This window comes from Pedobacter sp. MC2016-05, from assembly GCF_026239735.1.
In the GTDB taxonomy this organism is placed as follows: Bacteria; Bacteroidota; Bacteroidia; order Sphingobacteriales; family Sphingobacteriaceae; genus Pedobacter.
Map to the genome: position 1 here is coordinate 50,667 of NZ_JAPIVT010000010.1, position 23,643 is coordinate 74,309.

Below are 23,643 nucleotides of genomic sequence, written 5' to 3' on the forward strand. Positions count from 1 at the left end.
CGCCACCGAAATTTTTAATTAAAAGGTAAAGTAATTTTTTGCGTTAAAATAAGAAATATCCTGCACTATCTTGCCTACCCACTCAATATCATTTGGCAATTCTCCATTCTCCACATCTTCGCCAAACAGATTGCAAACAATTCGGCGGAAATATTCGTGGCGTGGGAAAGACAAGAAACTACGTGAATCTGTCAACATCCCCACCAAACGGCTTAGAAGCCCCATGTTTGATAGTGCATTTAATTGTTTAATCATGCCGTCTTTCTGATCTAAAAACCACCAGGCGGAACCGAACTGAACTTTGCCCGCAACAGAACCATCATTAAAGTTTCCAATCATTGTGGCGATAAGTTCATTATCTGCAGGGTTTAAGTTGTAGATGATGGTTTTCGCCAGTTTATCTTGGTTATCTAAACGGTTTAAAAATTTTGAAAGCATTCTCGCCTGGCTAAAATCACCAATTGAATCCCATCCTGTATCTGGGCCTAACTGACGTAACATTCGGGCATTGTTATTACGTAAAGCGCCTAGATGATACTGCTGCACCCATCCTTTTTCGTGATCCCATTCTGCAAAATAGATCAGCATAGCTGATTTAAATTTTAAGTTTTCCTCGTAAGAAATCTCCTGATTGCTACGGATTTTATCAAAAATTGAGCTGATTTCTTCATCCGTATAATCTTCGGCATAAATCTGCTCTAAGCCGTGATCGGAAACCGAGCAACCGTTTTCGGCAAAATAATCGTGGCGACTTTTTAAGGCGTCGATATATTCTTGAAAACTGGAGATTGATTTACTCACAACACCTTCCAATTTGTTAATATAATCGTTTAAGCCGGCAACATCATCACTGTTCATCGCCTTATCCGGACGGAAAGCCGGCAACATTTTTAAGGCTACACCCTCGGCTGCCAGTTGCTGATGAAAGTTTAAGCTATCCAGCGGATCATCAGTCGTACAAACCGCTTCTACATTCATTTTTGCCAACAAGCCGCGAACAGAATATTCTGGAGTTTGCAACTTTGCAGAACATTCATCGTAAATTTTACGAGCGGTTTTGCCAGATAAAATATCGGCGATTCCAAAATATCTTTGCAGCTCTAAATGAGTCCAATGGTATAAAGGATTACGCAAAGTGTAAGGTACCGTTTCAGCCCATTTCTCAAATTTTTCAAAGTCAGATGCGTCGCCGGTGATGTATTTTTCATCAACTCCATTGGCTCGCATCGCTCTCCATTTGTAGTGATCGCCTGCCAACCAAACCTGTGTAATATTTTCAAACTGCTTATCGTTTGCAATTTGCTCCGGAATTAAGTGATTGTGATAATCGATAATGGGTAATGATTTTGCGAAATCATGGTAAAGCTTTTCAGCTGTTTCATTTTGCAAAAGGAAATTTTCGTCTAAAAAAGGTTTCATTCTTTTGAGATTTGAGACATTAGATACGAGATTTGAGATTTTCAAAACGCCTATCTTTTATATCGTATTTTTTAATGTGGTCTGTGAGGACACAGACCACGGATTTTGTTTTTATATCCCTCGTTATCTAAATTAACAAAGCAATCTTATGAATCAGATTACTTCGTGCCTCGCAACGACGGTTTGTGAAAGTTGGACTTCGGACTAAATATTCCCGACTCAAACCCCCTACTAAAGACTAACGCCTCTTTTCCAAGGAATAAAGTCATCTTGATTTAAGAGTACAGCTTTCGGAATCACTTCGCCACTGGCGGCTTTAATGCAATATTCTAAAATGTCTTCACCCATTTGCTCAATGGTTTTCTCTCCTTCAATCACTGGGCCGCAGTTGATATCGATAATATCGCCCATGCGTTTAGTTAAAGCATTATTGGTAGAAACTTTTATGGTTGGGCAGACCGGATTACCTGTTGGTGTGCCTAAGCCCGTGGTAAATAAAATCAATGTTGCACCTGACGCCGCTTTTCCTGTTGTAGCTTCCACGTCATTTCCTGGTGTACAAACCAAATTTAAACCAGGTTTTGTAGCAGGCTCGGTATAATCCAATACATCTTCCACTGGCGATGTTCCGCCTTTTTTAGCGGCACCAGTACTTTTAATGGCATCGGTAATCAAACCATCTTTAATATTACCTGGAGAGGGGTTCATAAAAAATCCAGAGCCAACGTTTTCTGCTGCTTGATTGTAAGCCGTCATTAATTGGATAAACTTACGTGCTGCAGTTTCGTCTTTTGTCCGATCGATCAATTGTTGTTCGGCGCCACAAAGTTCTGGGAACTCGGCTAGAAGAACGGTTCCGCCTAGGCCTACCAATAAATCAGAAGTATAGCCAACTGCCGGGTTAGCGCTAATGCCACTAAAACCATCGCTACCACCACATTTCACACCCAAAACCAGTTTGCTTAATGGCGCCGGCTGACGCTCAATTTTATTAATTTCAGTTAAACCGATAAAGGTTTTTCTGATTGCTTCTTTAACTAATTGTTCTTCGCTTTGCGATTGCTGCTGTTCGAAAATGAATAATGGCTTATCAAAATTTGGTGAACGCAATTTCAAATCATCAACAAAATCTTTTACCTGCAAATTCTGGCAGCCTAAGCTTAAAACAGTAACGCCTGCAACATTTGGGTGATCAGCATAAGCGGCTAGGAGTTTGCTCAATACAGCGGCATCCTGACGTGTACCGCCACAACCACCCTGATGGTTCAAAAACTTTATCCCATCAACATTTTTAAAAATGCGGTTAGCCGCAGGATTCGCTTGTCCGATTGCGCTCGAATCTGCTCCTTCTAGGATTTCTCCGTTTTTATAAGCTTCTACTAGGTGATGAGCATAAGTTTTATACTTATCTGTTACGGTATAACCTAATTCATTATGTAAGGCTTCGCGAATTACATCAAGATTGCGGTTTTCGCAAAAAACAGTAGGAATAAATAACCAGTAGTTGGCTGTTCCTACGCGACCATCATTGCGGATATAACCATTGAAAGTTCTACCTTCAAATTTGGATACATCTGGCGCATGCCACTCATAGTGGTAGGGTCTAAACTCATAAGGATCTGAAGCATGTTTAGTATTTTCAGTATCCATTAAGCCGCCTTTAAGGATAAAATGTTGTGCTTTCCCAACCAAAACCCCATACATAATGATGTGATCTCCGGCATTCATATCCTGCATAAAAAATTTATGCTTAGCTTTAATATCGTCCTGTAAAGTATATTCTTGCCCATCGTGTATAATGGTTTCGCCTTTTACAAGATCTTGCAAGGCAACAAGTACGTTATCGTTAGGATGGATTTTTAAAATTCTAGTAACCATTTCAATTTGTTCTTTCTTAGTGCAAGTTACTCAAAGTTTCTTTTGCACCTTTATTTTGTAATAAATCTACATAAGATTTTACCGCAGCATTAAAACCGGGATAGTTGTTTAAGTTTTTATCCCAAAGCCTTCTATCGCCCAACGTACTGTCTACTACAGTTTCTGGGTTTTTCCAGTAATTGTGTAATACTTCTGCAAATTCGTCTTGAATAGGGAATGATTTTCCGTTTATTGTCGACGTATAAGTATCGCCATCTTGTGCAGCATTCATATAAATGATGTAAGCAGCAACGCCGAGTGCAGTTAATTGAGGCACTTCATTTTTCAACGCATAATATCTTCTGATTAGAGGCATATTACGCATCTGCAATTTTTGCGTGTAATTTAAGGTAATGGCATGCCATTGGTGTGCTAAAGATGGATTGCTGAAACGATCGATAACGCTTTCGGCAAAGGCTAATGCTTCTTCTTTGGTGATGTCGCCGCTTTCTACCACAGGAACAATTTCCTCTTTCATCAATTTTAAAACATGATTAGCGAATGCTTTATCTGCCATGGCTTCTTTAACGGTATGGAAACCTGCTAAAATGGCTAATCCGCAACTAATGGTATGTGTACCGTTAAGCAAGCGAAGCTTAAGTTCTTTAAATTTATCGATGGAAGGAACGATGAAAACGCCTTTGTCAGCCGAAGCAAATGATAATACCTCTTTCACTTTTTCGCTCGCCGATTCGATGGCCCAAAGTCTGAATGGTTCCGCCATAATCATTAAGCCATCAGTGTAACCCAACTCCGCTTCCAATACTTTTTGCGATGCTTCAGGCAGTCTTCCGGGAACAATTCTATCTACTAATGTTTTGCAAAAATGATTGGCAGTTCTTAACCAGTTTTCAAAATCCCAACCCAACTTGTTTTGAACGGCTAAGTCTAACACAATTTCTTTCAGCTTATCTGCGTTATCGCTGATCAATTCAGTTGGCACGATTACCATTCCACTTTCTGCCGATCCGTTGAAGGCTTTATATCTTTCATGCAAAAAGCCCAATAACTTCCCCGGAAAAGATTGTGGTGGAGTATCAGTAATATTGTCTTCGCTTTTCACAATTCCAACTTCTGTGGTATTCGAAATTACCACTTTCAATTCTGGCTGATGTGCTGTTTTTAAAATCTCTGCCCATTCTGATGTTGCAGATAAAACACGACTGATCGATGAATTTATCATGTTTTCTTCAACCTCAACGCCATCCTCAATTCCTTTAACACTTAGCGTATACAAATTATCCTGATCAGCAAAATCGTCAACTCCAGCTTTTGAAGTAGTTTTAACCACAACAATTCTTCCGTTGAAAATGCCCTGATGATTGGCTTTATCGATAAAATAATCAGGTAAACCGCGTAGCAGAACGCCCGTGCCAAATTGAATTACCTTCTCTGGTAACTCCAACATTTCAGCAGTTGGCTTGATCACCTTTTCTCCGCTGATGTTTTTTAGATTTTCTTTGTTTAAAAGCATATTTTATTGTTTAATCACCAAGCGCCAAGGCACGAAGTGTGATTTTAATTATTATTTTCCCTTAGTCGCTAACCACTTCGGGTATTCCTTTTCAATTAATTTCTGGCCCCAGTTACCGTACCAGGCGTAGCCATTTCTTCGCTCTGGAATCAACTCTTCTAACTTTAACTTGATTGAGTTATCGCGATCGCCGAAAATGGGAACATTTTTATCCAGATCATAAAACCGGGCCCAAGCCATGCTGCTATCATCCTGAACCAATGCTGCAGTTTTGCCTTTTTCTCTGTCGAAACGATAACCCGATATTTTGTAGGTATCAAACCACTTCACTGCAGCTGCAATGGATTTTTTAACTTCTGCTGATGGACTTTTAACACCCATCAAAAAGCGTATAATACCAACTGATTCGCTTGTAGCTAGTGATGCCGGTTCGAAGTTTCTGGCTTTTGCAGGCAGCATGGTATCCTTATCATATTGAGCCGCCCAAATGCTTAACTCTCCATTTTGTTTAAACTGAGTTTTTAAAATACAATCGATGCCTTTTACAATCGCCTTTTCGGCTCTGCCATCATACCTTTGATCCACTAAATCAAAATCATTTTTTTTCTCTGTTATATCCCGCAGAATGTTCAAAACATTGATCATCGCATCATCGTTAAAAGTAATTTGCGATCGATATAAAGATTGGTCGGGATAATATTGTGGCCAGCCTCCATTTGGGTATTGTGCTGCCAAAATATAATCGAGGCCTTTCTCTGCGGCCATTAAGTAGGCTTTATTCTCCGTTTTTTTGTAAGCGCCGATTAAATAAACGACTTCTCTACTTGTTGCTTTGTTATCAAAAGTAGCATGTTTATCAGTAGTCGCTTTTACTTTTGCCAACAGCTCTGGTGTTAAAGTAGCGCCATAATTAACCACACTTTTATCTTCCAGTTGCTTCGGCCAACCTCCATTACCAAGTTGGTAAACCAGCATTTTTTCTGCAGTAGAATCTGTGGGCATTTGCGCATAACAAGAAGCCAATAGAATGCTGCAAGAAATGGTGAATAATGTTTTGATTTTTATCATGTTTGTTTGGTTATGCAACCACACATTCACACAGATAAACCCAAATTGAAACCAGGGTATACTAGTCCTATTTTATCTGCGTTCATCCTGTTTATCTGTGGTTTATTTACTTCTTACCAGGCACTTGCTTGATCAGCCAGTTTACTAAATCGTTAGTAGCTTTATAGTTCTCTAAATCCTCCGGCAATTTTCTTCCATCGATGTATTCATTGTAAAACCAAGGATCGCCAACTGCGAAAATAGTTCCTTTACCATATTTTGCTGTCGCGATGAGTACATCTCCATTGTCCGTTAAAGCGGAAACTGCAGGACTCTTAGCCGCAATCGTCGAAATCTCTTTGATGTACACTTTCTTCGCTGTTTTAAAAATCGAATTTCCTGCAGGAATTTTAACTGCGCCCTGCTCAAAATTCTGTCCCTGAACTTTATTGCGACTATCCTCATTAAACTTAATTCCGAACAGCTCTGGCAACGCGTTGAATTTGGTAATTTCACAGTTACCCACATCATTTAACAACAATACTAAAACGCCGCCCGCTTTTACCCATTCTGCAACTTGTTTGGCATGCTCAGTATTCATAAAGTTTGGATTAGCAGTTTCCTTTTGCGTATCCGGATCAACAATAATATAGATGTTGCTACTTTTTAAATTTGTTGTGGTCGGGGCAGTTTTCAATGTTGCAGTTTTTACACCTGCATCATTAAATACTTTACCAAATAAAGAGAAGCCATTGTTATCATCCTCTTCCCATAAATAGTGGAACGGAATTTTATCGCCTGTTGGGCCTATCATATATTCGTTGTTGAAGAAATTATCTACCGTAACCGTTAAACCCTTTCCAGGTTTCGGCAAGGCAGCAACTTCCATCTCTGCAGCAGCACAAATGAAAGCACCCATCCCTTTCGGGTCATTTGTAATTACCTTTTCACTGATGTAATATTCAAAACTTCCGTCGCGGTAACGTGGTTTTCCGCCTAAACCAGAAACAGAAACAGTTTTAGTCAGATTAATGCGTTCCTCGCCAGCTTTCTCAACAAATTCTTTCTTTAAACCTGTGTAACCTTTGTTTGCGGCAGTCATAAACGATTGTGGCAACCATCCGTTTCGCACTCCTTTGGCTAAACCATACACAAACATACTTGAGGCTGAACTTTCCAGGTAATTACCTTTTCGCGTTGGCATATCTAAAATGTCCCACCAAACGCCCGATTTTCCATCCTGATATTTTACGGTTGCCGTTGCTGTGCGGTTTAAAATGGCTAATAACTCTTTGTATTTTGGGTGATCTTTAGGGAAATTATCTAACACATCAACCAGTGCCATAATATACCAACCCATTGCCCTGCCCCAAAAGTTTGGCGACAGACCTGTTTTTTTATCTGCCCACTTTTCTTCTCTGCTTTCATCGTAACCATGGTAAAGCAAACCTGTTTTTGCATCCCGGGCATTTTTCTCCATCCAGATAAACTGATTTGCGATATCGTCGAAATCAGCATCTTTTTTCATCAGCTTTGCGTATTCTGCGTAAAAAGGTTGAGCCATGTAAAGTCCATCCAGCCACATTTGGTTAGGATAAATCTTTTTATGCCAGAAACCGCCTTCTTTCGTTCTCGGCTGTTTTTTAACTTGGTCGTATAACTTATTAACCGCTAGCAAATACTTTTGCTGCCCAGTAACTTTGTACAACAGTAATAAAGCACGGCCATTTTTAATGTTATCGATATTAGAATCCTCTGCTTTGTAGGTAGTGATGTTTCCTTCTTTATCCAAATAGGCATCCATCGAACTTTGGATGTATTTGAAATACTTTCCATCGCCGGTATTGCGCCAAACGGCAGCAGCACCTTCCAAAACAACACCCATATCATACGACCATTTTGGCCCTTTTTTGCCTTTTAAAATGGTAGTATCCTGCCATAATTGTTCCATTGCGGTTAAGGTTAGCTGCTCAGAAAGTTTCTTTTGAGCAAATACACTTTGAGATAGAATTGAAAACCCTAAAAATGCAATGGCGATATATAAAAGTGATTTCTTCATGTTTGTTATTTTGAGATTTCCAATGCTTTTTTAGCTACTTCAGTTCCAATATTTGATTGTTTTTTGGCTTGCGAAACATTTGTTCCAGAAACTTTAACACTCTTGGTTTTTTCACCAGAAATATCGAACAGCAGGGCCGAACCCTCTTTGTATTTAAAACCATCAAAGTTGATATTGTTGCCGTTCTGAATTTTCACCACCGGATTGGTATCCTCTGTAATAACGTTTACATTTTTTAAATAAATGCCGGTACCCTCGATAATTTCCACACCTTTTTTCGCCTGGATGGTTACATTTTCCATGTAAATATCTTTAATGTTCATCTCAGGTAAACCTCGAACAAAAATGGCTTTCTCAGCGCCATTGGCCACTACATCTTTAATATAAATATTTTTAAACTGAGGAGTAGCTTCCGTTACCGGCACCACAACTGTTTTTATGGCTTCGCGTTTTTCGCCAGCCAAAACAATTGGATCAACGGCAGCATAATACATGTCGAACAAAATCGCTTCGCCAGGGATATCAATCATGTTGATGTTATTGATATAAATATTTTCTACTACACCACCTCTACCGCGGGTAGTTTTAAAGCGAATTCCGATGTCAGTACCGATAAATGAGCAATCGTAAACCCATATATTTTTAGCACCACCGCTCATTTCGCTTCCCACAACGAAACCGCCATGTGCGTGATAAACCACGTTGTTTCTAATGATTACGTTTTCAGTCGGTTTGCCACGTTTACGCCCAGCTTCATCTCTACCCGATTTAATGCAGATCCCATCATCACCAACATCAAAAGTGCTGCCTTCTATTAATACATTTTTACAAGATTCAATATCAACACCATCGCCATTTTGTGCAAACCACGGGTTTTTAACCTGCAAATTTCTTAATGTTAAGTCTTCGCAAAGCAAAGGATGTAGGTTCCACGCCGGAGAGTTTTGAAAAGTAACACCTTCTAAAAGAATTTTTTTGCAATTGGTTAGTACCAGCAAATTCGGGCGAAGAAAATCTTTTATGCTTTGCAAATCGGCAGTGTTTTGTCCTGCGGCAACTACACCTGCATTTTTGGTTTTCGATCCTTTTAATGTTTTTTCTGAAGGATACCACATTTTGCCGTCTTCGCTAACCAGGCCTCCGGAAGCCACTAATTTTTTCCACTGCGATTCGGTAAGTTTATCACGTTTAACCATGCGCCATGCGCCGCCGTTTCCATCAATAATCCCCGAGCCTGTGATGGCTATGTTTTCTAAATCGAAACCTGAAATAGGGCTTTGGTTACGCCATGCTGGCTGTCCTTCCCAGTTGCCTTCTACTAATTTATATTGATTAAAATCATCAGTAAACTGAAGCAAAGCATCGCGTTTGAGGTGTAAATTTACATTGCTTTTAAGTTCAATAGGACCGGTCAACCATAAACCACCAGGGATCAAAACCACACCGCCGCCTTTCTGACTAACCGCTGCAATAGCTTTGTTAATGCTTTCTGTGTTTAACGAAACACCATCGCCTTTGGCACCAAAACTTACAATACTAGTGGTATCAGCTTTGATATTTACCTGTTGGATAACGGGCATGCTGGGTTTCTGTTGCGCCATTGATGCGCTTACTGAAAACAAACAAATACATGCGAGGGCGATTTTAGAACGGTATAAACTACCAGAAATATGTTTCATTATTTGTGCTGTTAAATTATACTTGGTTATCGTAATAACAAGTGTACGTTGTTTGCCGCTAAAAGCGAAGAGAAATCTATGCAAACGTTGCCGGAGAATAAAGCAAGATTGAATATTTAAAGTATGATTTATGAATTGATAATCAGCTGCTTATGTTAGCTATTTCCCTTCCGGATTCCATCCTCGGAAAACGTTTTCCAAAATGTAACTTTTATACTCGGTTTCGGTGAGTTGGTGCGACCAATTTACCCGCTTTTTAGCGTTTGCCCCTTTTCCTGTACTTTTGTATTCAGCGTAGTAAGCCGTTTGCTCATTGCTTTCTTTGCCCCAATTATTCCAACCTTCGGGGCGGATAATTTCTGGAAGTTCACATCTTAAAAAAACAACTTTAGCGTAAGGCCTCCAGGGGCGACCAAGATAAAAGCTATTGGCTGCGGCATCGCCAGTAATTTTACATTTATTAAAAACATAGCCGTATTTTGTGGTATCAGCTGTAGATGCCGCGGTAATGTATCCTTGTTTTTTGCAATAAAGGGTGCAGTTTTCAAACCAGGCAGTTGCTGCACCGAAGATATAATCAACCGTACCTTCGATGTAACAATTTTTGTAGTACTGGCGGTTGTTTGCTCCATAAGTATAGAGCGTATCCTGAAATCCCAAAAACCTGCAATTCGTAAAGGTCGATTTATCTCCACCAGCCCAAACCGCTACGGCTTGTCCAACCGGACCAGATGAATTTTCAAATGTGATATTCTCCGCTGAAAATCCTTCACCGTAAATATAAAAGCTCGACGAACCTGATGTTCCTTTATCTTCGCCAAAGGCATTTTTCTTTTGAGCATAATCATCGTAGGTCAAAATGGTTTCGTTCAAGTTTTCGCCAATAAACTTTACATTTTTCTTCGAAGCTGCCAGGATTAACTTTTCTTCATAAATTCCTTTTTTGATAAAAATCACAGTAAGCTTATTTCGAAAGTCAGGAACTGCATTAATGGCTTCCTGCACGGTTTTAAAATTTCCACTCCCATCAGTCGCTACGGTGAAATCGGGCTTAACCTGGGTTGCAACTGCTGTTAAAGAAATAAGAGTGAATACAAATAAGATGAATACTTTCATAAAGATTGGTTAGATAATTATAATGGCCACTGCTGGGATAAAATTTCCAAGTTCTTTTTTAAAATAATGTGATGAACAAGTTTAAACATTAAATAGCTTTCTGAACGAACTAATCTGAACTATAAATGCCGCAAACGATGTCGGGAACGATTGCACAGTAAAGGGTTGCGATAAAGTAAAAAAAGGTTTAATCTTGTTCTTAGCGCTTGAGCAGTCGTTATTTAAAGGCAAATATTTAGTGCTTTCCAAAGACGAGATTGTTTTTCTAACCAAAATATAATTGATCATGAAATTCTTATTTACCCTTATTTTTACTTCTTACTTTTACCTGAATTGTTTCTCACAGTCTCCGAAAGCAGCTTATGTTTCTAAAGTTTGGGTTTCTGATCAGGGAAACGGGACCTATAAAAATCCGGTGATCAATGCCGATTATTCTGATCCGGATGCCATCAGGGTTGGTGATGATTTCTATATGATTGCTTCCAGCTTCGATGCCATTCCAGGGCTTCCCATCTTACATTCAAAAGATTTGGTGAACTGGAAAATTATTGGTCATGCGCTAAAACGCCAACCCCCATTTGAACATTTCGAAAAAACCCAACATGGAAATGGCGTTTGGGCACCTTCCATCCGGTACCGGAACGGAGAATTTTATATCTACTATCCTGATCCCGATTTCGGAATTTATCTAACTAAATGTAAAACGATAACGGGCGAATGGTCTGCTCCAAAATTGGTTGCCGCTGGTAAAGGATTGATCGACCCTTGTCCGTTTTGGGATGAAGATGGGAAAGCTTATTTGGCTTATGCCTATGCAGGAAGCAGAGCTGGAATTAAAAGTGTCTTAGCTGTAATGCCGCTAACTGCTGACGGGTTAAAAGCCGCCGAATCGGGAATAATTGTTTACGATGGACATGAATTGGATCCAACCATTGAAGGACCCAAGGTTTATAAGCGCAATGGATATTATTATTTATTTGCACCAGCGGGAGGAGTTTCTACAGGTTGGCAATTGATATTGAGGAGCAAAAATATTTATGGTCCTTATGAAAGGAAGGTGGCGATGGATGAGGGAAAATCTACCGTAAATGGCCCACATCAGGGTGCCTGGGTGAATACCCAAAATGGAGAAGATTGGTTTTTGCATTTTCAGGATAAGGACGCTTATGGAAGGGTAGTTCATTTGCAACCCATGAAATGGATTAACAACTGGCCTGTTATTGGTGCAGACAAAGATGGTGATGGGATTGGCGAACCTGTACTCACCTACAAAAAGCCGAACGTGGGTAAGGTTTATGCGATAGAAACACCTGCCGAAAGTGATGAATTTAATTCCTGGCAATTGGGCTTGCAATGGCAATGGCAGGCAAACCCACAACCTACCTGGCTTTTCACAGATGCTAATAAAAGTGTTCTAAAGCTTTACACGGCAAAAATTCCAGACGAAGCTAAAAACTTATGGGATGTGCCGAACTTGTTGATGCAGAAGTTTCCGGCTGATGAATTTAATGTTACCACGAAAGTAAACTTTAAGCCAAATCCGAAGTTAGAAAACGAGCAAACCGGGCTGGTTGTGATGGGCAGAAGCTATGCTAAATTGAGCATCAAAAGTAAAAAAGATGGTATTTATTTAGTTTATGGTGTTTGCCAAAGTGCCGACAAAGGAAAAACCGAGAACGAAAAGGAAATCGCAAAGCTTAAATCTGGTGTTGTTCATTTTAGAGTTAAGGTTTCAAACGGCGCCAAATGCCAGTTTAGTTATAGTGAAGATGGAAATAATTACAGTAATGTTGGCGATGAATTTCAGGCAACTGCAGGGCAATGGATTGGCGCAAAAGTAGGTTTGTTTGCCATAAGGGACACGCAGATTAATGATTCGGGCATTGCTGAATACGATTGGTTTAGAGTAGAGAAATAGCAAAGCGATCTGTGTGGGTTTAGACAACGGAATAACCATGTCGTTTTCGAGCGCAGCTGAGAAATCTTTGTATTTTCAAGAGGCAAATCGGGGGCTTGACGCAGTTTTTTTTCTCGCTAACTGAAATAGTAAGGCGATCTGTGTGGACACAGACCACGTAATAAAAGTAAATAAACGCTGCAAATAACCAAAGTTTTCATCACACACATCTTAATGAAAGCATGAAAAGATATAGATTTATAATCGCCGCAACGGCCGTTGCAATAACGTTGATATCATTTAGCCCCAAGCCAAACCCTGTAAAAGTTTATCTCATTGGCGATTCTACCGTTGCCGATTATTCTTTAGAAAATAATTATCCACAAAAGCGTTTTCCTTTGATGGGTTGGGGCCAGGTTTTTCAACAGTTTTTAAGAAAGGATAGCCTTAAAAACCTGGGCAATTTAATACGAAGCGACAGTGCACTGGTAGTGGATAAAGCTAAAGGTGGGAGAAGCACCCGAACCTTTTTTAACGAAGGGCGGTGGAAAGAAGTGACAGATAGTCTGAATAAAAATGATCTGGTTTTACTTCAGTTTGGGCATAACGATGCCGCTAAAGATAAACCAGAGCGCTATGTCGACATCCCGGGCTATAAAGGTTTTCTTCGGATGTATGTGCGGGAAACCAGAGCTAAAGGTGCGGTGCCCATTCTTATTACGCCGGTAACCAGAAATTATCCCTGGAAAGATGGAAAGTTGGGTAGCGCTCACGGCGGATATCCCCAGGCGGTTAAAGATGTTGCTGCAGAATTAAATGTAGCCATTATTGACTTAACTGCACTTTCAGCGGCGCTTTTCACCTCAAAAGGAAATGAGTTTGTAACGAAGAACTATTTCATGAATTTGGATTCAGGTAAATATGAGGCTTATCCAAAAGGACAAAAAGACAATACCCACTTTCAGTCAGAGGGTGCTAGAGAAGTAGCCAAGTTGGTTTATGAGGAGCTTAAAAAAATGAAATTGAATTAAAAAGGCACCAATATGCTTTAGTGCCTTTACTTTAGCGTTTAACTAACGATTAACTTGATGCTGATGGCAATTCTATTCCAGGCATTAATGGTTACAATGGCCATAATAATTTGAGCCAATGTTTTTTCATCAAAAATGCTTGCTGCTTTGTTGTAAGTTTCATTCGAAACGTGGTTGGTAATGAGGGTTATTTCCTCTGTTAGTGCTAAAACCGCTTCCTCTTCTTTTGTAAATAAAGCTGTTTCTCTCCAGGCATTTAAAAGGTACAGCCGCTGTTCTGTTTCGCCAATTTTGCGTGCATCAGCCGAGTGCATGTTTAAACAAAATGCACAACCATTAATTTGCGAAGCCCTCATTTTAATAAGCTCCAAAACGATAGGATCTACGGTGCTTGTTGATAAATATTTTTCTAAACCAAACATGGCTTGGTAAGCTGCTGGTTCTGCTTTTTGGATGTTAATTCTATTTTCCATTTCTTTTGTTTTTTGATTACGATGTAAAGGTCATCACTTAAAAAATCAAAAAACTTAATGTAGATTAAGAAATGAAAAGGGTGTTTTAGGCCTACCGTTTGGCTCTGATTTTACTTAAAAATTCTGGCGTAAAACCCAGGTAAGAAGCCAGCATATATTGCGGGACCCGCTGTACAAATTCAGGAAAAAGTTTGTTGAAGTTGGTATATCTTTCCTCAGCAGTTTGACTATACAAATATTTGATTCTGATTTGTGAGGCTTGATGCAGTTTCTGATAAATTAGCCGAAAGTATTTTTCCAATTTCGGGAGCTTTTCAAACTTTTCCTGATAGTGATGATGTTCGATAGCGATTACTTCCGTTTGCTCGGCCGCCTGGATGAAGAAATCTGATTGCTTTTGAAAGATAAAGCTGGTTAAATCAGAGATCCACCAATTTTCGATGGCAAATTGAGTGGTCTGTTCGGTACCTTTAATGTCGGTAAAATAGAGTCTTAAGCAACCCTTTACCACAAAATAATTCGCCCGGCAGGTTTCTCCTTCTTCGAGGAGATAAGCTTTCTTTTTAAACGAAAATGATTTGAGTAATGAAGTAAGAATATCTTCTTCTTCGCTACTCAAACCTATAAATTTATTAATATGAGTAAATAGTGCCTGGTACATGCTCGGTGTTATAACGATGCTAATTTAAGCATAATTACAACACCGATACTTATAACGAAAAGGCTTTGTAGATGGGATGAGCATACTCCCCCCAATTCTTCATTGCGCCTAGTAAAATAGTTTTCAAACCTTTATTATCTGTTGGTTTTCCTTTTACTGGTGCGGTTAAGTCTTTTTCCGGCACTGCAGTTTCGGTTACTTTTGTAGCAAACCACGTTATATTTTCATGTGGTAAAGCTAAGCCTAAAATCATCCCAGGCAAACCCGTAAATGACTCCGGGCCACCAGAAACTGCAATTTGATTGGAGTAATAAGCCACTACATAAACCGAATCCATAATCACTGCATTTGCCCTGCGACATTCGTAACCTGCAATTTCTCGTGTTTCATCTGTTATTTTCCAGTTGATTTTACGAACACTATCTTTAACTAAATAAGTATCCTCGTAAACATTCTTTTGAGTAATACTACTTTGCGTATCGAAATCAGTAGCGATGGTGTTTTTCAAATCGCCCAATACATCCGTATTTAACCAATTATTATTCATTGTTTCTTCAACCGTTGGCCATTTGTATAAGCTTTTATCCCGAGTAAAACTTAAAGTGCTTTTGGCAACTTTAAATTGCGGATTGTTTTTCTTGTACTGCTCAAACGCCTGATTCATATAGGTTTCATTGTCCTTATTGATTTTTTTCTTTATCAATGCGTACATATTCGATCTTTTTTCGAACTCAATAATGCCATTTTGAATAAAGTGGACGTTCTGTGCTTGTAAAGTTTTGCTGATGAAAATAACAGCAAATAGAATGATATATTTAAGTGTAGTTTTCATGATGATTATTTTGAAGTTTTTAATCCGCCGCCCATTTTATTAAAATCCCAAATTACAGAGAACATAAAATAGCGCATGATGGTGGTGTAGCTACTTTGTGTAATGTTTCCGTTGTAGGCTGTTCTATCGAAACCAACGTTCTGATTTAAAATATCATTCACCGACATCATTAATTTGAGGTTTTCTGATTTTAAGAACTTTTTAGTTAACGAGGCATTCCAGAGAAACCGAGAGAAAGTTTCGTTAAAGGTTTGTGTTTTTCCTCTAAACTCATATTGCGCATCGGTTGATAGTGAAAATTTGCCCGGTAATTGAACGCTACCAGATGAATAACCATTCCATCCCCAGCCATCACTGTTACCAAAATTGCCAATACTTGCTCTTGAAACATTATATGTTGGACCAACATTGATATAAAAATTATACTTCTTCTCAACGTATTTGTTTAAATCAATACCCAAATTATAGGTGTAGTTTTTGGTATTGTTTAGTTCTTTGTTGATGTAATTGTAGGATGAATTTCCATTGGTGCTTAAATTAATGCCAGCATTTAGGTCGATCCCACTAATTTTTCTACTGCTTTGTGCATATACAGAAAAACTTTTTGACATTTTATCGGTGATATTTACCGATCTATAACTGCTTCTACCTGTTAATGCATCGGTAGTTACATCGCTCACAATTGGGTTTGCTGTGAAGCTATACGACCCACTTAACCAAATTGATTGATTGGTGAGGACTTTATACGAATTGTAATTGGCATTGATGTTACTTCTAAATGATGGTCTTAAATCTGGATTACCTAACGAAATATTCAATGGATCAGTATTTACCCTAACGGGTTGAATTTGATCTAAAGATGGTTGATTTGTATTGCCGTTATAACTGATTCTGAAAGATTTTTGTTGAGAGAACCTATACTGATAAGAAGCTTGAGGCATATAATTAACAAAATTACGATCGTAGGTTTTATTGTTATATAAGTCCGTTTGTTTGAAGTTAACACCACTAAATTTTGAACCAAAATTAATTATTGTTTTGCCTTTTTTATAGTTGAAAATTGCGCCACCTTGATTAATAATCTGATCTAGTTGGTAATCATTACTAAATTCGGTATCTAAAATATCGTAATTACCACTTGCAGATTGGTTGAATGATTTACGATCTGACTTGCCATTCATTAAGCTCAAACCGTAATTTACAATCACCGTCATGGTTTTCGATAAAGGTTCGGTATAGGCTAAGTTTGATTTGAAGGCACTATTGGTAATATCGTTAACTTTATATTGATTAATTAAGCTGTCTCTTCTGCCTGTAATTTCATAGAAACTGTTTTCTGAGTTTAAATAGCCATCGCTATTGCTCTTTGTAATAGACTGGTTCAAGTTTAATGAAAGTGTACGTCCTTTTTTCTGAAACCGTTTAGTAAGCAAGCCATTGATGTTGAACATCTGCTCATCCACCTTATTCTTTAAAGTTCTTTTTGTGGTGTTAAGTAAATCATTGTTTCCATCTGTACTCGAAGTATTGTAATCGTTAAAAGTATTACTTTGTTTCAATGTGCCATCTACATTTACTTTTAATGTAAGTGTCGAATCGAGTTTTACTTCATAAGTTGCATCCAGCTTCTGTCTGAACATATCATTATCCGTGTATTGATCAGAGACGTTGTTAATTACGCCAGAACTTAAGTTGTTTTGGCTGATGGTATTTCTATCGCCTTTAACTCTAATGGATCCGATTTTATAATTGGTGTTTAGCGATTCTTTGTCTTTATTCCATTTACTGTCGAAATGTAAACCGCCGGTGCGGGCAACTGGAATTCCCTGACCGTTATATTGTCCGTCGTAGCTATCAAAATCATCCGAACCACCAGAACTGAAATACATTCCACCATCGTCTGTCATGGTCATCCCGCTGGAGCCACCATATTTATCACGATCATCCCAACCTAAACCTACAGTTCCATTGTTCCCTAAAATGCCATAAGCAGAGAATTTTTTCTTGCCCCAAAACTTGTTGAACATGAACTGGCCATTATAAAAATCGTCGGTTCCGTATCCGCCTTGCACTTTCCCGAAATAGCCATTCTTTTTATCTTCTTTCAGTTTAACATTCAGGGTTTTTGTTTTTTCGCCATCATCAATTCCGGTAAAACTTGCCTGATCACTTGCTTTATCATACAATTGAACTGATTCAACCATGTCAGCACGAAGATTTTTCGTTACTAACGTGGGGTCATCACCGAAGAACTCTTCGCCATCAACCAGTACTTTTTGAACGGTTTTACCTTGTGCCGTTATTTTTCCATCCTTATCTACCTGAATACCCGGAAACTGTTTAATCAGGTCTTCAACCTTTGAATTTGGTTCAATGTTAAAAGCTTTGGGATCAAATTCGGTGGTATCACCTTTAATTTTAATGGCATTCCTGTTTCCTTTGATAATTACATCAGCAAGAATTTTCGCCATTCCGGTTAAATTGATTTTTCCATAATCTTTAACCTGCGTAGTAGAATCGAGTGTGAAATGATCAACAAAATCCGCGTATTTTGGATAAGAAACCAAGAGAATAAATTTTCCGTTTTTAATTCCGTTGAGTTCGAATGATCCATTTTCAGCTGATCGGGTAAATTTTACAAGCGTAGAATCTTTTGAATTCAAAATGGCGATTGTTGAACCCGCTAGAAGTGTGGTAGATGCGGTGTCGATAGTTCTTCCTTTAACGGAATGTAAACCTTGTGCATTTGCGCTAAAATTGATGAGCACAAAGCCGCACAGCAATAGGAGAAGGCGTTTCATAGATTTGATTAGTTTTGTTTGCCGAATATAAAACTAATATTTTAGTTAAAATATACGCTTTAACCTTTTTTAACAATTACCTCGAAATCATTACATTACGTCTTGCTTTCCCGCAGCCAATCGTTTTTGGTTACATCATTCGATCGTCCGTCTATAAAGATTGAGTCCTAAGCTAATACGGTGTTTTTGCCAGATAGGTCAAGTTTATTGCCTGTTTATTCAAAGAGATAATGCAATTTTAGAAAGCGATTCTCAATTAAAAATGGTCGATTTTACTGCTAATAAAAGTAATATCAAATCAATACAAAAACCTGGTTCAGCAAGCCATGTGAAAAAAATTATTCTAAATGAGCCATACTAAGTTTGAAAAGGAGCTGCTAGGTTAATCTAGCAACTCTAATTTTGTCGTCATTGCGAGGTACGAAGCGATCCTAATGCATTGGTCTAAGAACGCGTTGATAGGTGTAAGGTTGCTTCACAACAACGAACCATTTATTTAGAAATCGAACTTTATGCCTTGCGCCAATGGTAAAGTATTCGAATAATTAATGGTATTGGTTTGCCTTCTCATGTAAGCCCTCCATGCATCAGAACCACTTTCTCTACCGCCACCAGTTTCCTTTTCACCACCAAATGCACCACCAATTTCGGCTCCAGAGGTACCAATATTCACATTTGCAATACCACAATCAGATCCTTTAGCGGATAAAAATTGCTCCGCTTCCCTTAAATTCAAAGTCATGATGGCAGATGATAACCCCTGTGGAACGCCATTTTGCAGCGCAATAGCTTCTTCTAAAGTTTTGTATTTGATCAAGTATAAAATTGGGGCAAAGGTTTCGTGTTGAACAATTTTAAAATCGTTTTGAACCTCGGCAATGCAAGGTTTCACATAACATCCGCTACTGTAATGTTCGCCTGTTAAAACACCACCCTCAACCACAAATTTTCCACCTTCTGCCTTACATTTTTGTATCGAATCGAGGTAGGCCTCAACGGCATCTTTATCAATCAGCGGACCGACGTGGTTGTTCTGATCCAGCGGATCGCCAATGCGCAGCTGATCGTATGCTTTGACTAGTTTTTCTTTAAAGGCATCATAAACACTTTCGTGGATAATTAATCTCCTTGTTGATGTGCAACGCTGACCTGCGGTACCCACGGCGCCAAAAACCGCACCGATTAAGCTCATGTCTAAATCGGCATGTTCGGAGATAATGATGGCATTGTTGCCACCCAGTTCCAATAAACTTTTACCTAAACGGGCTCCCACGGCTGCGCCAACCTGTTTCCCCATTCGGGTAGATCCGGTTGCCGAAATTAAAGGTACCCGACCATCGTGTGTCATGAGTTCGCCAACAGCTTTATCTCCAATAATTAAATTGCAAACTCCCTCAGCAACATCATTGGCTTTAAAAACCTTTGCAATGATATGTTGACAGGCGATAGCCGTTAAAGGCGTTTTTTCTGATGGTTTCCAGATGCAAACATTCCCACAAACCAATGCCAAAGCAGCGTTCCATGCCCAAACCGCTACCGGGAAATTAAAAGCAGAAATAATTCCTACAATTCCTAGCGGATGCCATTGCTCGTACATTCGATGGCTTGGGCGCTCACTGTGCATGGTTAAACCATAAAGCTGACGCGATAAGCCCACAGCAAAATCGCAGATATCAATCATTTCCTGTACTTCGCCAAATCCTTCCTGTAAACTTTTCCCCATTTCGTAAGAAACCAGGGTGCCTAACGCATCTTTGTTTTCTCTCAATGCATCGCCAAACTGGCGAACAATCTCTCCTCTTTTTGGAGCTGGAATGGTTTTCCAATCATTGAGAGCAATTTGAGCTTTTGCAATAATTGTTTCGTAATCTGTAGCGCTTGCAATTTTTGTTTCTGCAATAAGTTTACCATCAACCGGCGAGAAGCTTTCTAGTTTTTCAGCGTTCAATTCGCCTCCCCAATTGCTTCCGGTGCTGAAAGCAGCATTGCTTTCGGTAACACCCAGTTTGTTTAAAATGGATTGAATATCTGTATTCATATATCTAACGATTTACACAAAAAAACAAAAAATTAACATAAAGCAAGTTACATTTGGCTGTTTACTTTGTCATAATTCTTAACACATCGCTTTAAACACAACTGACTTATTAAATATAAAATATGAATAAAAAAATTTTCGTCTGTAGCGCCATACTGGTTTCGATTTTGGCAGCAAACACACTTTCAGCTCAAGAAAAAACGGCAGATCAATCGACAAATTTATCTGTTTATCGGGTAACGCCCACCAAAGTGAATGATCTGGTACATACCAAACTCGATGTATCTTTTGATTATGCAAAGCGATATCTGTACGGTAAAGAATGGATAACATTGAAGCCTCATTTCTATACAACTGATTCATTGACCTTAGATGCTCAGGGGATGGACATCAAAACGGTTTCATTGGTGGGTGCGAAGGGAAATACTCCGCTAAAATATGTTTACGAAAACAATAAACTGTTTATCACCTTAAACAAGAAATATACAAACGCCGAAAAATACACTGTTTATGTTGCTTATACGGCAAAGCCGGATGAATTAAAAGTTCAAGGCAGCGCTGCGATAACTGATGCAAAAGGACTGTATTTTATCAATCCTGATGGTGCAGATAAAACCAAACCTATCCAAATCTGGACGCAGGGTGAAACGGAATCTTCTTCAGCCTGGTTTCCAACAATTGACAAGCCAGATCAGAAAACTACGCAAGAAATTTCGATGACGGTTCAGTCTAAATATACTACGTTATCCAATGGAAAATTGATCAGCCAGAAAGCCAATACCAATGGAACCAGAACAGATACCTGGAAAATGGATTTGCCACACTCACCTTATCTGTTTATGATGGCAGTGGGCGATTTTAAAATCACTAAAGATACTTACAAAGGCAAAGAAGTAAATTATTATCTGGAGCCAAAATATGCACCATTTGCAAAGCAAATTTTTGGTAAAACGCCTACGATGATGAAATTCTATAGTGACATTTTAGGTGTAAATTATCCATGGAATAAATATGCCCAGGTGGTGGCCCGAGATTATGTATCGGGAGCAATGGAAAATACAACCGCTACGTTGCATGGCGAACATATTCAAAAAACAGATCGCGAGTTACTGGATGGAAACGAAGAAGGTACCATTGCTCACGAACTTTTTCACCAATGGTTTGGAGATTACGTGACTGCAGAATCTTGGTCTAATTTAACTATGAATGAATCTTTTGCCACTTTTGGCGAAATAATATGGCATGGATATGATGAAGGAAAAGATGCAGAAGATAAATCGCGATACGAGAAATTACAATCCTACATCAGCTCTACAAAAAATGGCGAAAGCCCGGTTCTAGCTCGTTTTTATTATAAGGATAAGGAAGACATGTTTGATAATATCAGCTATGCCAAAGGCTCTGTGATTTTGTATGCGATGAAAAACCAAATGGGTGATGCGGCTTTTTATAAAGGCTTGAACAAATATTTGACCACAAATGCGTTCAAAAATGGCGAAACACATCAGTTACGCTTGGCCATGGAAGATATAACAGGCAAAGATTGGAGCCCATATTTCAACCAATGGTATTATGCTGGCGGTCACCCGATTTTAGCGGTTGATTTTGGATATGAAAACGGAAAAGCAACGATTAAAGTAAAGCAGACACAAGATGCTGCAATACAAAATTTTACTTTACCAGTGAAAGTAAATATTTATGTAGGCGGGCAAAAAATTTCTAAGGAAATTTTGATCAACAGCCGGGAACAAACTTTCTCTTTTGAGGTAAGCGCCAAGCCGGATTTAATTGATTTCGATGCCGATAAAATTGTAGTAGGGGAAATTAACGACAACAAAGTTGCCGAGAACTATTATTTCCAATACAAAAATGCACCAACTTATGCCAATAGGATTGAAGCTTTGCAATTTATCATGCAGAGTAAAGCTAAAAGCGGACAGAAAGTTTTGCTTGATGCTTTGAAAGATAAATCTGGAGATTTAAGGGCTTTGAGTATTGAAGGGCTTAACTTAGATGATGAAGAAGTCAAAGCTGCAGCATTACCTTTATTACTGCAAATGGCAAAAAGTGATAAAAATACCGAAGCGAGAGCGGCGGCAATTAATAGTTTAGCAGAAACAGGCGATCAAACCTATAAAGCCTTATTGGTTGATGGTGTTAAAGACAGATCTTACCGCGTGATTGCAGCTTCGGTGGCGGGTTTAACCAAACTTGTGCCACAAGAAGGGTTAACAGCACTTTCATCTTTAGATCAAGATACGAAAGACCATATCGCATCATCAATAGCTTCGTTATACATCAGCGATCCAAAGGATGAGCATCAAGCATTTTACGATAACATTATGGATACTGGCGATAAGAACAAGATTTTCGGAGTCATTGGTCAGTATTTCCAGTATTTAAGGGCGAATACCAATCCAGCGGTAACCGAAAAAGGCGTGAAAAGCATAAGCAACGCTATTGACCGATTGAAGCTGCAAAATTATTTAAACAAACAACTTTCTGGCGCTTACACGGCAACAGCACAAGGCAAATCGCAACAGGCCACATCAGCTAATGGCGAGGCAAAATCAAATTTAAATAAGCAAGCTGAAATCTTTAAAAAAGCTGCAGCAGATTTAGGAAAGGAATAGTTTTAAACTGGAGCTCTGCAAAAAGCTGCAGAGCTTCTTTTATATGATCATAATTTAGGAAATCACTCAGATTTTGCAGGCATCTTTCCTCCTTGTATCAATCAGATAAACAATTTGCCAGCCTTTATCGCCTTTTACCAACTGAAAAGAATTAACTCCGCAATGGCTAAACTTTTCATCAACATAAAAACCATAATCGGTCCAAACAGAAGCTAGCGGGCCATCTATTAATATTTTGGTAAACACAATTCGCTCATCGAATTTTTCTTTGTGAGGGGAGCCAATAAACTTGATAAAGCCATCTAATTTCTCTGTGCGTACAGCAGTACTGCCATTTTTATTTACAATGGTTTGCATGATAAAATCTTTGGCAAAAGCCGATCTCGCCAGAGTGCTGTCACCATTTTTCATTCCGGTAAACAAATTATTTACAGTTTTTTTAATCGCATTTTCATCGCTTTGAGCAAATGCACCTGTACCTATAAAACTCAATAAAACCGCTAAAAAGGCGTATCTTTTCATGACTTCTCGATTACGTTACTCCCATAAATTTATATTATTTTTGT

16 protein-coding genes are annotated in these 23,643 nt (G+C 38.9%); 3 read left to right on the forward strand and 13 right to left on the reverse strand.

The genetic code is table 11. From position 1 onward, the window contains the following. Positions 1-18: 18 nt before the first annotated feature. From uxaC to OQZ33_RS14035, 7 genes are all read right to left on the reverse strand, one after another. On the reverse strand, positions 19-1,419 hold the full coding sequence (uxaC, locus tag OQZ33_RS14005) for a glucuronate isomerase (RefSeq protein WP_265799644.1): 1,401 nt from the start codon (positions 1,417-1,419) through the stop codon (positions 19-21). Positions 1,420-1,650: 231 nt separating this feature from the next. Continuing rightward, positions 1,651-3,297: a UxaA family hydrolase gene (locus OQZ33_RS14010; RefSeq protein WP_265799645.1), complete on the reverse strand. Its 1,647-nt coding sequence runs from the start codon at positions 3,295-3,297 to the stop codon at positions 1,651-1,653. Positions 3,298-3,313: 16 nt separating this feature from the next. Then, on the reverse strand, positions 3,314-4,810 hold the full coding sequence (locus OQZ33_RS14015; RefSeq protein WP_265799646.1) for a tagaturonate reductase: 1,497 nt from the start codon (positions 4,808-4,810) through the stop codon (positions 3,314-3,316). A 51-nt stretch (positions 4,811-4,861) separates the two neighbouring features. Continuing rightward, entirely contained in the window at positions 4,862-5,878 is a 1,017-nt protein-coding gene (gene pelA / locus OQZ33_RS14020) for a pectate lyase (RefSeq protein WP_265799647.1), read from the reverse strand. Between the two features lie 106 nt (positions 5,879-5,984). Continuing rightward, the gene (locus OQZ33_RS14025; protein WP_265799648.1) at positions 5,985-7,916 is read right to left on the reverse strand and encodes a glycoside hydrolase family 88 protein; all 1,932 of its coding nucleotides are present in this window, start codon (positions 7,914-7,916) and stop codon (positions 5,985-5,987) included. 5 nt (positions 7,917-7,921) lie between these two features. Continuing rightward, positions 7,922-9,595, reverse strand: a complete 1,674-nt coding sequence (locus OQZ33_RS14030) for a glycoside hydrolase family 28 protein (protein WP_265799649.1) — start codon at positions 9,593-9,595, stop codon at positions 7,922-7,924. Between the two features lie 159 nt (positions 9,596-9,754). Next, on the reverse strand, positions 9,755-10,711 hold the full coding sequence (locus OQZ33_RS14035; protein ID WP_265799650.1) for a pectinesterase family protein: 957 nt from the start codon (positions 10,709-10,711) through the stop codon (positions 9,755-9,757). Positions 10,712-10,997: 286 nt separating this feature from the next. Here OQZ33_RS14035 and OQZ33_RS14040 point away from each other — a divergent pair, with 286 nt between their 5' ends. After that, entirely contained in the window at positions 10,998-12,629 is a 1,632-nt protein-coding gene (locus tag OQZ33_RS14040) for a glycoside hydrolase 43 family protein (RefSeq protein WP_265799651.1), read from the forward strand. Positions 12,630-12,850: 221 nt separating this feature from the next. After that, a complete protein-coding gene (locus OQZ33_RS14045) occupies positions 12,851-13,639 on the forward strand; it encodes a rhamnogalacturonan acetylesterase (RefSeq protein ID WP_265799652.1) in 789 nt (262 codons plus the stop codon). 38 nt (positions 13,640-13,677) lie between these two features. Here the strand turns inward: OQZ33_RS14045 and OQZ33_RS14050 are convergent, their stop codons facing one another. The 5 genes from OQZ33_RS14050 to OQZ33_RS14070 form a co-directional block, all read right to left on the reverse strand. After that, positions 13,678-14,112 (reverse strand): carboxymuconolactone decarboxylase family protein, encoded by a 435-nt coding sequence (locus tag OQZ33_RS14050; RefSeq protein WP_265799653.1) that lies wholly within the window; start codon positions 14,110-14,112, stop codon positions 13,678-13,680. Positions 14,113-14,203: 91 nt separating this feature from the next. Then, the gene (locus OQZ33_RS14055) at positions 14,204-14,773 is read right to left on the reverse strand and encodes a Crp/Fnr family transcriptional regulator (protein WP_265799654.1); all 570 of its coding nucleotides are present in this window, start codon (positions 14,771-14,773) and stop codon (positions 14,204-14,206) included. Positions 14,774-14,822: 49 nt separating this feature from the next. Then, positions 14,823-15,605, reverse strand: coding sequence for a GLPGLI family protein (locus tag OQZ33_RS14060; protein ID WP_265799655.1), 783 nt, complete (start codon positions 15,603-15,605; stop codon positions 14,823-14,825). A gap of 5 nt (positions 15,606-15,610) precedes the next feature. Further along, the gene (locus OQZ33_RS14065) at positions 15,611-18,406 is read right to left on the reverse strand and encodes an outer membrane beta-barrel family protein (protein ID WP_265799656.1); all 2,796 of its coding nucleotides are present in this window, start codon (positions 18,404-18,406) and stop codon (positions 15,611-15,613) included. 496 nt (positions 18,407-18,902) lie between these two features. Then, the gene (locus OQZ33_RS14070) at positions 18,903-20,444 is read right to left on the reverse strand and encodes an aldehyde dehydrogenase family protein (RefSeq protein WP_265799657.1); all 1,542 of its coding nucleotides are present in this window, start codon (positions 20,442-20,444) and stop codon (positions 18,903-18,905) included. A gap of 122 nt (positions 20,445-20,566) precedes the next feature. Here OQZ33_RS14070 and OQZ33_RS14075 point away from each other — a divergent pair, with 122 nt between their 5' ends. After that, complete coding sequence (locus OQZ33_RS14075; protein WP_265799658.1) at positions 20,567-23,077, forward strand: M1 family metallopeptidase; 2,511 nt, start codon at positions 20,567-20,569, stop codon at positions 23,075-23,077. Positions 23,078-23,143: 66 nt separating this feature from the next. Here the strand turns inward: OQZ33_RS14075 and OQZ33_RS14080 are convergent, their stop codons facing one another. Beyond that, positions 23,144-23,599, reverse strand: coding sequence for a nuclear transport factor 2 family protein (locus tag OQZ33_RS14080; RefSeq protein ID WP_265799659.1), 456 nt, complete (start codon positions 23,597-23,599; stop codon positions 23,144-23,146). Positions 23,600-23,643: the final 44 nt, after the last annotated feature.